The organism is Candidatus Babeliales bacterium (genome assembly GCA_036260945.1).
GTDB lineage: Bacteria > Babelota > Babeliae > Babelales > JACPOV01 > JACPOV01.
Genome location: DATALT010000002.1, coordinates 618,300 through 632,379, shown reverse-complemented (window position 1 = coordinate 632,379; position 14,080 = coordinate 618,300). Strand labels below are relative to the sequence as shown.

Genomic DNA, 14,080 nt, shown 5'->3' with positions numbered 1-14,080 from the left:
TATTTATCTTGCGATCAAAGCCCGCTGTGGTACAATCAAAAGCATGTTTTATACCTATCTTGAGCATTTTTTATAATGAACACGCTGATAATCGAAAATCTTTCTGTTTCAATCGAAGAGAAGCCCATTATTAAGCAATTTTCGCTGACACTTTCAAGCGGTTCTGTGCATGCGCTTATGGGCCCGAATGGGTCTGGCAAAAGTTCCCTTGCGTACGCATTAGCGGGCCATCGTCGTTATTCTGCCATTTCTGGTAGCGCACTATTAAATAAGAAAAATCTTCTAGATTTGCCGCCGCATAAAAGAGCGCAAGAAGGCCTCTTTATCGCTTTCCAATATCCGCAGTCACTGCCAGGGGTAAATGTATTTACCTTCCTAAAAGAATCTCATGCGGCTCTCACCGGCCACAGGATGGATGTTAAGCAATTTCGTGCATGCATTGAAGAACTTTTTGAACTTATGGGACTTGGAAATTCTTTTTTTGATCGCTCTGTTAATGATGGATTTTCTGGAGGCGAAAAAAAACGTTTTGAGATGGTTCAGCTTCTGCTTTTTAAACCACGCGTTGCAATTCTTGATGAGATCGATTCTGGGCTTGATGTTGATGCGTTGCGTGCCGTTGGTAAGGCGCTGGAATTAGTGCGTAAAGAGCATCCAGAAATGATTCTTTTTTTAATAACACATTATCAACGCATTTTAGATTATTGTATCCCTGATCAAGTTCATATTTTAGTTGATGGCGTTTTGCAATCGAGTGGGGATTTTCAATTAGCGCGCGAGATTGAATTAAAAGGATACGATGGCTATCGAATCTGATCGCGCAGAGCATTTCGGATCCTATTTTAAAACAGGCAAAGGGCTTAATCGGGAAACGGTTATTACCATCTCCAATCAAAAAAACGAGCCGGGATGGATGACAGATTTTCGCCTTAACGCGCTCGAAATTTTTGAAAAAAAACCGATGCCCTCTTGGGGTGCCGATTTATCGGAACTCGATCCGCATGATATTTATTATTACGTGCGCCCTCTTGAAAAGCAGCATGATTCTTGGGATGCAGTCCCTAGCAATATAAAAGAAACGTTTGAAAAATTAGGTATCCCGCAAGCTGAACAAAAAATGTTGGCGGGCGTTGGCGCTCAATTCGAGTCTGAGATTGTGTATAAACGTCTTAAAAAAGAATGGGCAGATCAAGGGGTTATTTTTACCGATCTAAATGAAGCTCTGATAAACTTTCCTGATCTGGTGAAAAAATATTTTGCCACGATTATTCCGCCGCACGATAATAAATTTGCAGCGCTCAATTCTGCCGTTTGGAGTGGCGGAAGTTTTGTATATGTTCCTCGTGGTGTAAAAATTGATTTGCCGTTGCAAGCTTATTTTAGAATCAATAGTGCAAGCATGGGACAATTTGAAAGAACGCTTATTATTGCCGAACCTGAAAGTTTTGTTCACTATGTTGAAGGTTGCAGTGCGCCAGTTTATCGGCGCAGTTCGTTGCATAGCGCCGTCGTTGAAATTAGTGCACATGAGCGTTCGCACGTTCGCTATACAACTATTCAAAACTGGGCTCCCAATGTTTATAACTTGGTAACAAAGCGCGCAGTTGCCGATGCGCATGCGTACGTGCAGTGGGTGGATGGGAATTTCGGCAGTAAAATTACTATGAAATATCCTGCGATCATTTTGCGTGGCGCATTTGCAAAAGGTGAAATCATTTCGATTGCAGTTGCAGGGAAAAATCAGCATCAAGATTCTGGCGGAAAAATCATTCATACAGCGCCAAACACCACTTCTTCTATTATTGCAAAATCTATTAGCAAAGATGGGGGGCGTTCATCGTACCGCGGTTTACTTAAAGTAATTAAGGGTGCCCACTCTGTTCGTTCAAAAGTTCAATGCGAAGCGCTTATTTTAGATAAACATTCTCGTTCAGATACCTATCCTACGATCGATATTAAAGAAAATAATTGCGATATTGGGCATGAAGCAAGTGTGAGTTCCATGGATGAAGAACAATTATTGTATCTCATGAGCCGAGGATTGAGCCAGCAGCAAGCGCGTGCAATGATGGTCAATGGTTTTATCGATGCGTTCGTACAATTTTTGCCGATGGAGTATGCGATTGAAATTAATCGATTAATTGAGCATGAAATGGAAGGCTCAATAGGATAATGAACGAACACAATCATCAAAAAATTATTATTGGATCCGATCAATCAATCATAGTGAAAGCTGATAACGGCATTATTGAAATTTTCGTAGGGTGCAATGTGCAAGCCACCATTTTTGTTGTACCACAACCAAATGCACATTGTTCAATTTCGGTGCATGCTGGCAATGGTAGCTGTGTAACTCTGATCCAAGAGAATTCTAAAAATAGAGATGCGCAAACTATTTCGTATCGTTTTTTCATTAATGAGCGCGCATCGCTGGAATATGGCCTTGCGCTAGAAAGCGAATCAGAAAATAATTTTTCGATAGAATCACATTTAAACGGAGTTGGCGCAACGCTCGCTGTTATTGGTTTTTATCTTGCGCGAAAAAATACCAATTTAAAATTGACGGTTCACACGCAGCACCACGCAATGCGCACACAAAGCACGGTGCAGCTTTATGGAGTGATTTATGATCAAGCAAGCGTTTCATATAACGGAAAAACAATGGTGGCTGAAAATGCACAACATGTGGGTGCAGATCAGCAAAATAGAAATTTGCTTTTAAGTGAGTTTGCACGTGCGAGCTCGCTACCAGAAATGGAAGTTAAAGCACATCAAGTGCAATGCTCTCATGGAAGTGCTTTAGGAAAACATGATGAAGCTCAATTGTTTTATTTGCAAACGCGCGGAATCTGTTATGATCAAGCCCAGTATTTGCTAACTGAAGGATTTCTATTCAGTTCATTGTGTAAAGCAAGTGCGCAAACAACAATAATGCTGAAAAACCGATTGAGCGAGCTATTATGATCAAAATGATTTTTTTATTAAGCAGTTTTAGCATGGGAATAATCGCGGGTGCTTTTACACCGGATCGAGTACCTGGCCGCCAATTAGCTTCCTTAGACGATTATTATAAAGTTAAATATGCAAAAATAGTTGCAAGTGAAGCACTTCAGGCTCAAATGAAGCACGCTGAAAAGTTGCTCAAAGATCCAAAAACAGCTTTGCATGGCCAACAATTGCTGAAGGTAATGGAAACCGCGTTCTCTAATTATAACCCATTTCCTGATAGGATTTTGCGCGATTATTATCTTAGTAATGGCGATCAAGAAAAAGCGTGGGCTCTTGTGGGCAAATTGGCGATCAACGGTGATCCAGATGCGCAATTTACTGTTTACAAAACACTCAAGGAGGCAAAGAAAGGTCTTCCTCTTGCCTTGAAAGGTTTTCCTCTTGCATTGCTTAAGCAGGCGGCCGAGCCAAAATTTTTTGAAAAGGATAATAGGCCGTTTTATTTTTCTCATCTTCCCGCTCAGCTTGCGCTAGTTCCTTTTTATGCCCAAAAACAAGAAGAGGAAGCGAAAGCGATTGCGTCTTTTGAACATGCGTATCGACATGGAACTATGTTAATGGGCGAAGAATTTTTTGGCGAGATCTACAGTTCAGATGCATATAAAACTATAAAAGAACTATCGTGCAAAAAGGGAAGCCAACAGCACGCAGCAAAAGAATTAGTTAAAAAAATTGAACCAGAAGCGTTCAAAAAAAAATTATCGAACGATCCGATTGCCCATATTGATTCACCTGAAGATAAAAATCAGATACTAAAAGAACTTGAACATCAAGCCTTTGCTTTAAAAGATGAAAAATCTCTTATTGCTTTAGCAGATTTGTGTTTTGCGAAGGCTGAAATCAGGGAATCGAAAAAACAACAAGATGATATCAGCTTTGAAAAAAAAGGTATGGCTCTTTTACGCAAAGGTGCTGAGAAATTTCCCATGATGAGATGGGCACTAATAAAAAAAATAGCTCAGCGTGATAATGGTCAAGAGCTCATAGGGCATCTTAAACAAGCGCGTAAAGCGGATATCGGTCAAGGTAAACATGAAGTAGTTCTTGCTGCGCTGGAAATGCTTGATAGGCATGCAAAGGAAGATGAAGAAATTGCTTACCAATTATCTCTGATTTACAAGCATGGTATAGGCGATTGCATGCCGCCTCAAAAGCAGAGGGCTGACGCGTTGCGACAGACAGCAATCGATAAAGGACACGCGTTAGCTTCGTTTGAATCTTTAAACGAAAATAGGGAGAAATTGTCGATTAGGGATCAAATAAGCAAATCAATCGAAATTCTAAATCATTTATCTCCTAAAAATGAAGATTCTCAAAATGCACGAAGCGCAATTCTAAAGTTTCTAGGAGAGAATAAAAATAATCCTGAAGCGTGCTATTGCTTGGCAAAGGAATATGCAATTTCAAAGCAACATGATCAAGCGCTATTTTATCTTTTACGAGCTCAGCTTCAATCGGATGAGAAAGATATGCTGAGTGGGTTTGCTAAGCAAGCATATTCTGCCGTCGAGTCGTTAAAAGATAAACATCCAGTAGTGCTAAAAACCCTCGGTATGATTCGGTTTAAGCAATTTCAAGCTTCGAAAAACACAAATGAAAAGGTCAAAGAGCTTGATGAAACGCAGCGAATGATTGATTTCTTGAAAGAAAAGCAAATTGAATGTAACGATCTCCTTTTTATGCAGAACAAACATTTGCTGGATCTGGCGTTAGAGTTGCAAGATACTAATGGAATTATGGCGGAAAGGCTCTTAAATATAGCCTGGGAAAAAAATAAGTTTTATGGCGCCCGTGAGCAATGGTGGAAAATGTGTTATGCAAAATCTCATGAAGACGGGAAAAAAGCTATAACATCTAATTGGCTTGCTGAAGTAGTTGAGAGAAACAATTCCAGTGAACTTTTTCGGGCATGTCAGACAGTAATCGAAACATACGCCCGTTGCAGAACTATCATAGAGGAACCATTGGTAAAAAAAATTACTATGCTTCTTGAAAAAGAGGTATCCCATAAACCAGTGGAAGTATTAGCGATTTTGGATCGTTGGTGTCGCACCGGTAAACATAATTCAGCTGAAAAACTTATTGTATGCTTACCTAATATTTCTTCATATTCAGCAAGCGAACAACTTGTGATGAGAGCTATTCAAGCGGAACTCGAAAGAAAAAGTGAATCTGAGTTGCCTATTATTAAAGAAATGATTGAAAGCAAAACGCCGGAGGGTTATGCCTTTGCTGCCTTACATGAAAAAGATCTAGAAAAACAAAAACAGTATATAAAGAATTTTGATGGGGTGTTTGATACATTAAATATGAAGAGCCCGTTTGCAGTAAATGTTTTAGGATGGGTGATTATCGCAAGTCTAAAACAACCTGGCGATAGAGAACTTGCTCAAGCATCAATCAAAGCCGCACTTCATTATCCTCTTGTTTGCAATGGTCCTGCCGCGGTACAGCTAAGGTTTCTGAATGAGGATTTAGATCAGGGCAATGAAGACCTCATTAACGCTTTCGTTACCAATGCGCAAAACGTGAATAAAGTTTGCGATCACTTTTCAAAGTTTCCGGAATCTTTTTTGCTTAGAGGAAGATTATATCTCGAGCAGGGTGAGTTGATAAAAGCAGAAGAACATCTTTTGCAAGGGCAAGCTTTAGCACAAAAAAATACAGATCAATTGATAGAAAAGGATATTAAGAGAAGTTTGGCAAAAGTTTTCATTAGGAAAGCAGAGGTTGTTTTCGAAAAAAACAACGAATTGACGGCTGAGGTTGAAGCACTTCTTAGGAAGGCGGCCGAGTACGATCCTAATTGCCAGGATGCTTTTGAAAAACTAGTTAAATTTTCAAAAGGAAGCTCTGATAATTTGCAAAAATGTTTTGATTTTAACGAATACCAGGCTTTCTCGGGCAATGCTAAGCTTGCACACAATCTTGGTTATCTTTATCATTACGGCGGTGAATATTTGCTGCACAACGATAAAAGTATAAAAATTCTTCCAGATCCGCAAAAAATGAAGAAGTTTTATGAGATTGCATCCAGAAATGGTCACGCGGAATCAAGCCGGGTGTGCGGCATGCTATCGGTTGCAAATGGTCACTTTGGCAGAGGGGAAGATTTTTTTAAAAAAGCTATTGAGCAAGGTTCACAAAAAGCGGCATTTGAGTTGGGCGCAGAACTTTTCAAAACAGGTAGGGTTAAGGAAGCATTACCATATCTGAATAAATCTTTTTCAGAAAGTGGTCCAAGCTGGAGGAGTGATCTTTTTCTTGGTGCAATGTATGCTCATGGGGAAAAAGTACCTCAATCGGACGAAATGTTTGTAAAAAAAATGAGAAATTTCTTTTTTAGGATTTCTTCTGATATTTTAACGACTAGCGATGGGTTCTCTGAATTTTCGCTTCTTAAAGACTCAATTAAACAGTATGAGCTTAAAGAAAAGTTCGCAAAACACGCTGGCAATTGGAAAACTTATTTTGATGGCCATCTAAAGTTAATAGAAGCGGCATCGCAAGAAGACCCTGAGAAGAAAATGGCAAATTATGAAGCTTGCAAAACTCTTTTTGAAAAAGCGACTAAATTAGAAGCAGTGGATGTAAAATATTGTGCTCTTTTACAATTGGCCCAAATGGCTTACGGGGCAGCTGCAGTTTGCAATAAAGAAGGAGCGCAAGCCCTTGAAAATGCATGCATGTACACTATTAGGGCAATGCGCCTAGGCACTCAAGATGTAGATAAGCGGCTTTCTAGTTTTATTCCGTTAATGAACGAGCGTTTGGCTTTATTTGAAAACGAAAAAGCGATAAATACTACGATAGTTTCAAAGTATGCTGATGAATATAAAGTATGGCAAAAAAATGCTTCTCAAAATAGCAATGGGTTAGCATAGGTGTTCAAACGTAAATAATTCCAGTCATAAAATGGAGTTACTTGCTAAAGGAATAATAAAATGAGTAAGAATAGTAAAAAAACCCTGTGTAAAAATCTATGAATACACTAATAAAAGACTTTCCCATTTTTGCATCGAAACTAGGTAAAAAGCTTATTTACTTTGATAATGCGGCAACTACTCAAAAACCGCTGCAAGTGATTGAAGCACTTTCTTTATTTTATGCAAAGCAAAATGCGCCAATTCATCGGGGTCTGTATAAATTAGCAGAAAATGCTACGGCGCTTTTTGAGCACGCTCGAGAAACGATCGCTGTTTTTATTGGAGCATCCGATCCTTCTGAAATTATTATTACAAAAAGTGCTACAGAAAGCATAAATTTTATTACAACCGCTTGGGGCATGGAATCTATTAATGCGGGCGATGAGATTGTTCTTACCGAGCTTGAACATCATGCAAACTTAATACCATGGCAAATTCTTGCAAAGAAAAAAAATGCGAAAATTAAATTTATTCCGATCGATTTACAGGGAAATCTGATTCTTGATGATCTTTCTTCGATCATAACCGAGCGCACTAAGATTGTAGCATTCACTCATACTTCAAATGCTATTGGAACGCATGTGGATGCTGCAAAAATTATCAAACAGGCGCAAAAAGTTGGCGCAAAAACGTTGATTGACGCTTGCCAATCTGCTCCACACCAAGCGTTAAATGTGCGAGAATTGGGATGCGATTTTTTAGTTTTTTCCGCACATAAAATGCTCGGGCCAACCGGGGTTGGGATTCTTTATATTAAGCAAGAAGTGCAACATGAAGTTCCGCCATACCAATTTGGCGGGGGTATGATTTATGAAGCGTCGTATCACGATTCAACGTTTTTAAAAGCGCCCCAATGTTATGAATCAGGAACGCAGCCGGCGGCACAAGTGATTGCCTTTGCGCAAGCTCTTGAATATCTCAATAAAAACATTTCGTTTGATGCATTACGGACGCATCAAGCTGCATTGTGCTCACAATTGATTGAGGGTTTTGAAAAACTCAATGGGTTTAGGGTCCTGGGTCCAGTTGATCAACTAAAAAAACAAGGACACTTGGTTAGTTTTGTGCATGATAACTATCATGCGCACGATATCGCGGCGCATCTTGATCAATTTGGCATTTGCGTTCGCTCAGGGCATTTTTGCGCGCAGCCACTTGCAAACAAATTAGGCATTGCAAGTGCTGTACGGGTAAGTTTCTATATTTATAATTCGAGCGATGAAGTTAAATCTTTATTAAGTGCACTCGCCGATATTGGTTACTAGCCGATCATTGTTCTTTTACTTAATTCTGCGGTAACATCTTTCTATCTACTTTTAACGGAAAAAAGGATGCAGTATGAAGGTATCTGGCAAGCAAATTTTCTTTGTTTTGGCTATTGTCGCTTTAGTTCTTTTCGTTCAATTCAGCGGCGTTCGTTCATGGTTTACTATCGAATCACTTAAAACGCATAAAGACTCATTGATGCAGGTGGTACAAACGAATTATTTTTTTGCGGTGCTTTTGTATATTGGTATTTTTGCAGCGATTGTGATGTCGCTCGTGCCGTTTACGCCCTTAGCAACGATCGCAAGCGGTTCTTTGTTTGGAACGGTCGGCGGAATTATTTATACGCTGATCGGAGGCTTGCTGGGCTCAACGATTGCTCTCCTGTTATTTCGGTATGTTTTTAGAGATTTTATGCTTGCGCGCCATAGTGCTCAATTTGACAAATTTCAGGCAGAGTTTAAAAGCCACGGGATGAGTTATTTACTTTCTCTCGTTCTTTTCCCTATTACGCCTTTCAGCGTAATTATTATTCTTGCAGGGTTATCCGATATTGCGCTCTGGAAATTTCTATGTGCAATCGGCCTTGGTATGCTACCAAGCACTGTTCTTTACGCTTACACTGGCCAGCAAATTGCTACAATCGAATCTGCGCGTGATATTCTTTCATGGCAATTCATTTTGCTTTTTTCAGCGTTGGGCGTTCTTTCATTGCTTCCCGTTATTGTTGGAAAAATAAAAAAGCTATTCGGGAAATAGTTTTTTGAATTTGTAACGATACCATGATAAAATAGCTCCGATATAATTTTTTGTTATTTGGGAGAATTGTTATGAAAAAAAATATGTTGTTTATTTTTGCTTTGTCAATTGCAGGTGCTGCGAATGGGCACGATATCAGCTCTAAAGATTATGAAGAATTTCAAAAGCGTATTGATGAAAAAGCTGGTGAGTTTAGTGCAGTGACTAAAGAAATTATAAAGATTGTAAAGTATCATGACGAAGGTGAGCATGCGGTGGAGGCACATAAAAAGGGCGCTCAAAAGGAAATTAATGAAGCCGCAAATGGTGGCAAAAGCTGGCTTAATAGGGATACGGCAAAACGCATGGCTGCCGGAGCAGGCGTATTGCTTTTAATGGAGATTGCGGGAGTAGCGCTTATAAAATAGTTTCTTATGAAAGCCAAAATTTTTCCTATCTAACCTATCCATTGAAAACATCTAAAAAGCCAATAGTTTCTGCTGTAAACTAATGCGATGGCATATTTTTTTGGTGAAGGTTAGGAACGGTTAACTCTTACACCATCGATTTTTTGGTCTAATGGCTATATAAGGGTTAATTTTAAAGACTGAGAAATAATTTGCCAAGAGGGCGATGATTTCATCGCTCTTTTAATTAAATGCTTTTGTATACGTATTAATTCTATTAAACCAGCCAGGGATCCAGCGCGTTTCATTGCGATCTTTTGGTGCGAGTACTACCCGTTCTTCTAAAACCTTTTTTGCAGCCGCAGCAAAATCGTTGACTGCTGATGAACCGGTGCTCGATCCTTCCATATTTTCTAAGACTTGCAATAATCCCCAACGATGATTCTGATATGCTTCGCTTGGTTCAATTCCTTCACCTTTGAAATTGATATAATCGATAAGTGCATAGGTACCATTCAGGCTTGAAGTAAGGCGATTAAACTGTTTTCTAACATGCTCTTGTTCGTTTGATGGCAGGGAGCGAAGCATCTTGGGGAAATTTTTCTTAAGACGATTGATAATAAAGGTGGTTTGTAAATCAATAGTGGATGCAAGAAGTTTACGCAGCTCCTTCATGCGAGGACTGTTAAACTCTTTAAGAAATTGTTCTCTCGAGTTCCAAGGGCAACCGCTCAATCGAGCGCGATTAAGCCACTCGGGTAATTTTATTCCACGTTCTTTGAGAAAAAATAGAAGTGATGGGAAGCTTTGAATGAAATGGCTACTTTTTCCTTTTGGATGCCAAATAAAATGTCCAATACCCAATGAAGCAAAATCTTCGCCATCGTTCCACGAGGTGAGCCCTGCAATAGTCCCTTTACATTCGTTGTGCCAAATCTTTTGGCCGATTTTCTTTGCATCTTTTGGCGTTAACACAATTGTTGAGCCGTCTGCCATTAAGAAAATAGTGCTCAGTACAACAAGTACTTTTTTCATGTCGATATTCCCATCCATTTAGGATTTCCCTCTGTATTCTAGGGCGATGGGTAAATAAAAGTAAACGGTTTTTGCTCAAAGCTGAGTGCGGATTGGTTTTTAGATTACGCCGAGCTTCTTCATTTCTTTCTTGATCGATTTGAATTTAGCGTTTTCGCATAGAAAAGCATGAAGCTGGCGTTTATTCAATTCGCGGGCTGCAGCAATATTAATTCGCTGATCATCGATAAAAATAGTCAATTCTTTGTGCGGATTAATATCATACTTATTGAATAGGCATTCAAAAATACGTATATCCGGCTTCATTAAATGTACGTCACCAGAAATAATAATACCTGTGCACAGCGAGATAATCTCTTCAAATGGCTCAAGCTGCGCTAACAATTTGAAAGATTCGGCATCCCAATTTGAAAGAATGTAGAGTTTGTGGATTCTGTTTCCATCTTCATCGAGCATACTTGCACATTTTTTAAATAGTTTAATGCCATCTTTTATTGGGGCGATCCCGCGCACGAAAAGCATTGGAGTGAAAAGCACGGTGCTTAGTGCTTTAAAAAGCGTTTTGTGGCTTGAGTACTTAGAACTTTCAGCGAGCGCTTTTTCGATTATGTGCCTAATTTCTTGGGTAGTTTTCGTGCCGCACATCCAATCGCACATAATTTGGGGCAATGGTTTGTTGTTATAAAAGGCGAGTGGAGTATCTTGATGCCGCTTTTCGATTGAGCTGAGAAATTTAAGGAAGGTGCTTTCTACAGAAAAAGGATTATAAGCACCAAGAAGATGCGTCGGCCCCGCGGCACGAAGAACTTCCCAAAGCACGGCGCGTCGATTGCTTTCAGCCAAAACCCCATCAAAATCGAAAATAATATGAGCGGCAGACAAATCGATAGCGGCAATAAGGCCGATTGCAAGTTTAAACCCGTGCATGCTAAGCTTCATAGAAGATCCTTTTCCTAAGCATGATACTGGAGTTACTATACTTTACTCGACTTGTCTCCGCAAGAATGTTGAACAGAAATTTTTAGATCTTAATATTATATTTTTCTTTAAGTTCTTTTCTAATTTGATCCACGTTGCGGCTTGCGTGGTCCACATGAGCGCATATGATCAAACTGGGTGCAGGTTTTTGGGCCTGAACGCTATAGCTTTTCCAGGCATCTGCATAATGCGGATCAGAAACTACCACGATGTTTGGATTTGCTTTTTTCATAACATTTTCATGGAATTCCTTCTGCCCAATGATTGCATGCAGATCTCCCGAAACTATTATTTCCAGTTGTTTTGAGTTCCTGTTTTTTTCAATAAGCTTTTTTTGAATTTTTAGGCGTGCTTTTTGGGCCAACTCACCATTAAAGTTATCAACAATGAAAACATCATGCCCATTGCGTTGCAATTGATCGATGAAATTTATTGCCTCAGGGCAAACCTTCATAACTTCATCATTATCTTTTGCATTAAATGCCATAGAAGCTAATACTTTAATCGTTTCACGATCTGCAACGTTATTTTTATCGAGTCTTTCGTTCACATCACGTAGCAATGTGTCTAAGGTAATAACGCCTAGAATAGATCGATATATTGCCGCTGGCGCTAATTTGCGTTTCCAAAACGCTTGAGGTTGATGCGCTTTGAATTCAATATCTTCTTGCGTTTCGATTTTTTCTAGAGCTTTGAAAAATTCATCAGGCAAGTTTTTCGTTGCAGCCGCCCACCAAGAACCGCCACTAAGTACTTTTGCTGCCGCTTTGCTGGTGGCAGCCTCTATTAGAAAGGAATCAAGGGGAAGGCCTATACGTGCTGCTTGTAATTGGTGATCACAAAAAGCAACAATAAGCGAAAGAAATAATAATAAACGATTTAATTTCATAAAGCCCTTACCTGGATTAAATAACAACTACGCATATTTTATCCTAGCATGAAATTAATCTTACGCAAATAAAGGGGGTGTGCGCATGTTTTTTATTCAAATGGAAACAAATTGGCCCCTTTTTTACCCAAAAGATGCATTTCTTTGGGCAAGTTTTCTGAAATTCGATATACTTTTTAAAGCAATAGGTTGATTTAAAACGGAACGAAGAGCGCATGAATATCTATAAAGAGATCCTACTCGAGCATTATCGCCAGCCGCGAAATCGCGGTGAGCTTGCGCATGCCGATTTCTCATCGGGGATGCACAATCCCTCATGCGGAGATAGCGTTTCCTTTCAAGGTTTGGTTGTTCAAAAGCACCTCGTGAAATTGATGTTTACGGGGCAGGGGTGCGTTATCAGTCAAGCGGCCGCTTCGATGCTGAGCGAATTAGCTGAACAGAAAAAAATCGATGAAGTGATGGCGCTCGATGCATCCGCAATAGGAACTATGATAGGTATGGAACTTGGGCCAACGCGATTAAAATGTGCGTTACTGCCTCTTGAAGCTTTGCAAAAGGGGCTGCTAGGATTGAATAAAGAAAAAGGAGCAGAGAGTGCTGGATCATGCAAAGGTAATGAAGGCTCTTCAAGAACAAGCAAATAGACTTTTTGCGCCAATCGATGATGAACTCGATCTTGTGCGCGTTGTTTGGCATGCACTCGCAAAAGATCCCGATCTGATTTCAAAAATTAAAAATGCAACCACTCATCTGCTGGTACCAAATTGGCGCGAACAAATCGATAAAGCATATCCTATAAATCCCCAAACCGAGCCGTATCGCGTTATTGGCATCGATGGCTCGCAAATTTATCCAGATCGTCATCAAAATGCATCATGTGCACTTGTTAATATTGGCGTTGTTGAGCTTGAATACGGATTGCTATCGAAAGCGCATGTCGCAACTAAGCCATCGGTATTAATTGATGATTCTCAAGGCTTTTCATTTACTGAAGATCTTATTAATGCTCGCAGGCAGGAATTTGAACTCCAAGCTGCAACCGATTTAGCATCATTTGGTATTTCTATTGATCGCGGTGAGCGCACGTTAATTTTATTTGATGGTTCGCTTATTTTTTGGCATTTGCAATCGTATGATGAAGCGATGAAAACTTTTTTTATTGATGCGTACAATAAATTGCTCATGAAACTTTATGGTCAAGGAATTTGGTCTGCATGGTACATTAGTTTGCCAAAAAGCAAAGAGCTCGTGAATCTTGTTCGCCTTGCACTTTGCGATTATAACACCAATTCGTGCGAAGCATTAAATAAAGTTGATCACATCGTTGACTCGCATATTGCCTCATTTTTTTTACCACCAATGAGCCGCTCGATTGTTTTTGAGCATCGTTCGCCCGTCATCGATTGGTATGAACCTTTACTGAGGCCATATTTTTTTTATTTGAATGGTGAAGATGAAATTGGGCGCACTGAATTACCTGCGTGGATTGCAAATGATCAAGTGGCAGTGCAATCGATAGCTGAAATAATTCTTGATCAAATGAAAAAGGGGTTTGGATATCCAGTTTGTTTGGCAGAAGCCCACGAACAAGCGGTGGTTAAAGGGCCCGATCGAGATTTTTTTTATCATCTTCTTGCTCGATGCGGAATGAATCTCGGGAGATCTTTTTCTATTTCACAAAAAAGTGCAAAAAAGCGCAGAATGAACGTATAATTTTTTTGTTTCTTTGACAAACTGGGCGATCTATGTGATAGTAAGCAGCATCATTTTAAAGCAGGTTATTCATATGTCGAAAAAAATAAAATTATTTTTGCTATTCATTAGTTGCT

The 14,080-nt window shown here is 39.6% G+C and carries 12 protein-coding genes; 9 read left to right on the top strand and 3 right to left on the bottom strand.

Features of this window, described 5'->3' with window-relative positions:
- Window positions 1–75 precede the first annotated feature (75 nt).
- The 7 genes from sufC (at window position 76) to VHO47_03760 (ending at window position 9,367) form a co-directional block, all read left to right on the top strand.
- A complete protein-coding gene (gene sufC / locus VHO47_03790; protein HEX2978213.1) occupies window positions 76–816 on the top strand; it encodes a Fe-S cluster assembly ATPase SufC in 741 nt (246 codons plus the stop codon).
- Window positions 800–2,173 carry a Fe-S cluster assembly protein SufB gene (sufB, locus tag VHO47_03785; GenBank protein HEX2978212.1) on the top strand — a complete coding sequence of 458 codons (1,374 nt, stop codon included), beginning with the start codon at window positions 800–802 and terminating at the stop codon, window positions 2,171–2,173. The genes sufC and sufB overlap by 17 nt, the downstream gene beginning before the upstream one ends.
- A complete protein-coding gene (locus VHO47_03780) occupies window positions 2,173–2,964 on the top strand; it encodes a SufD family Fe-S cluster assembly protein (GenBank protein HEX2978211.1) in 792 nt (263 codons plus the stop codon). Before sufB ends, VHO47_03780 begins: the two co-directional genes overlap by 1 nt.
- Window positions 2,961–6,893 (top strand): hypothetical protein, encoded by a 3,933-nt coding sequence (locus VHO47_03775; GenBank protein HEX2978210.1) that lies wholly within the window; start codon window positions 2,961–2,963, stop codon window positions 6,891–6,893. The genes VHO47_03780 and VHO47_03775 overlap by 4 nt, the downstream gene beginning before the upstream one ends.
- A gap of 98 nt (window positions 6,894–6,991) precedes the next feature.
- Window positions 6,992–8,200: a SufS family cysteine desulfurase gene (locus VHO47_03770; protein ID HEX2978209.1), complete on the top strand. Its 1,209-nt coding sequence runs from the start codon at window positions 6,992–6,994 to the stop codon at window positions 8,198–8,200.
- 73 nt (window positions 8,201–8,273) lie between these two features.
- Window positions 8,274–8,960, top strand: coding sequence for a VTT domain-containing protein (locus tag VHO47_03765; GenBank protein ID HEX2978208.1), 687 nt, complete (start codon window positions 8,274–8,276; stop codon window positions 8,958–8,960).
- A 71-nt stretch (window positions 8,961–9,031) separates the two neighbouring features.
- Window positions 9,032–9,367 carry a hypothetical protein gene (locus VHO47_03760; protein ID HEX2978207.1) on the top strand — a complete coding sequence of 112 codons (336 nt, stop codon included), beginning with the start codon at window positions 9,032–9,034 and terminating at the stop codon, window positions 9,365–9,367.
- 222 nt (window positions 9,368–9,589) lie between these two features.
- On the opposite strand, the gene VHO47_03755 is transcribed toward VHO47_03760, so the two are convergent.
- The 3 genes from VHO47_03755 to VHO47_03745 all read right to left on the bottom strand — a co-directional run bounded on the left by VHO47_03755 (window position 9,590) and on the right by VHO47_03745 (window position 12,248).
- Complete coding sequence (locus VHO47_03755) at window positions 9,590–10,399, bottom strand: hypothetical protein (protein ID HEX2978206.1); 810 nt, start codon at window positions 10,397–10,399, stop codon at window positions 9,590–9,592.
- Window positions 10,400–10,480: 81 nt separating this feature from the next.
- Complete coding sequence (locus VHO47_03750) at window positions 10,481–11,320, bottom strand: HAD hydrolase-like protein (GenBank protein ID HEX2978205.1); 840 nt, start codon at window positions 11,318–11,320, stop codon at window positions 10,481–10,483.
- Window positions 11,321–11,402: 82 nt separating this feature from the next.
- Window positions 11,403–12,248: a hypothetical protein gene (locus VHO47_03745; GenBank protein HEX2978204.1), complete on the bottom strand. Its 846-nt coding sequence runs from the start codon at window positions 12,246–12,248 to the stop codon at window positions 11,403–11,405.
- A gap of 215 nt (window positions 12,249–12,463) precedes the next feature.
- Between VHO47_03745 and VHO47_03740 the strand changes: the two genes are divergently transcribed.
- Window positions 12,464–12,895 carry an iron-sulfur cluster assembly scaffold protein gene (locus VHO47_03740; GenBank protein ID HEX2978203.1) on the top strand — a complete coding sequence of 144 codons (432 nt, stop codon included), beginning with the start codon at window positions 12,464–12,466 and terminating at the stop codon, window positions 12,893–12,895.
- Window positions 12,846–13,964 carry a DNA double-strand break repair nuclease NurA gene (locus VHO47_03735; protein HEX2978202.1) on the top strand — a complete coding sequence of 373 codons (1,119 nt, stop codon included), beginning with the start codon at window positions 12,846–12,848 and terminating at the stop codon, window positions 13,962–13,964. The genes VHO47_03740 and VHO47_03735 overlap by 50 nt, the downstream gene beginning before the upstream one ends.
- Window positions 13,965–14,080 lie beyond the last annotated feature (116 nt).

Bases quoted from the DNA above. Each gene is read 5' to 3' on its own strand.
- VHO47_03755 (HEX2978206.1), bottom strand. From the start codon at position 10,399: ATGGATGGGAATATCGACATGAAAAAAGTACTTGTTGTACTGAGCACT.
- sufC (HEX2978213.1), top strand. From the start codon at position 76: ATGAACACGCTGATAATCGAAAATCTTTCTGTTTCAATCGAAGAGAAG.
- VHO47_03740 (HEX2978203.1), top strand. From the start codon at position 12,464: ATGAATATCTATAAAGAGATCCTACTCGAGCATTATCGCCAGCCGCGA.
- VHO47_03745 (HEX2978204.1), bottom strand. From the start codon at position 12,248: ATGAAATTAAATCGTTTATTATTATTTCTTTCGCTTATTGTTGCTTTT.
- VHO47_03765 (HEX2978208.1), top strand. From the start codon at position 8,274: ATGAAGGTATCTGGCAAGCAAATTTTCTTTGTTTTGGCTATTGTCGCT.
- VHO47_03750 (HEX2978205.1), bottom strand. From the start codon at position 11,320: ATGAAGCTTAGCATGCACGGGTTTAAACTTGCAATCGGCCTTATTGCC.
- VHO47_03775 (HEX2978210.1), top strand. From the start codon at position 2,961: ATGATCAAAATGATTTTTTTATTAAGCAGTTTTAGCATGGGAATAATC.
- VHO47_03770 (HEX2978209.1), top strand. From the start codon at position 6,992: ATGAATACACTAATAAAAGACTTTCCCATTTTTGCATCGAAACTAGGT.
- sufB (HEX2978212.1), top strand. From the start codon at position 800: ATGGCTATCGAATCTGATCGCGCAGAGCATTTCGGATCCTATTTTAAA.
- VHO47_03780 (HEX2978211.1), top strand. From the start codon at position 2,173: ATGAACGAACACAATCATCAAAAAATTATTATTGGATCCGATCAATCA.
- VHO47_03760 (HEX2978207.1), top strand. From the start codon at position 9,032: ATGAAAAAAAATATGTTGTTTATTTTTGCTTTGTCAATTGCAGGTGCT.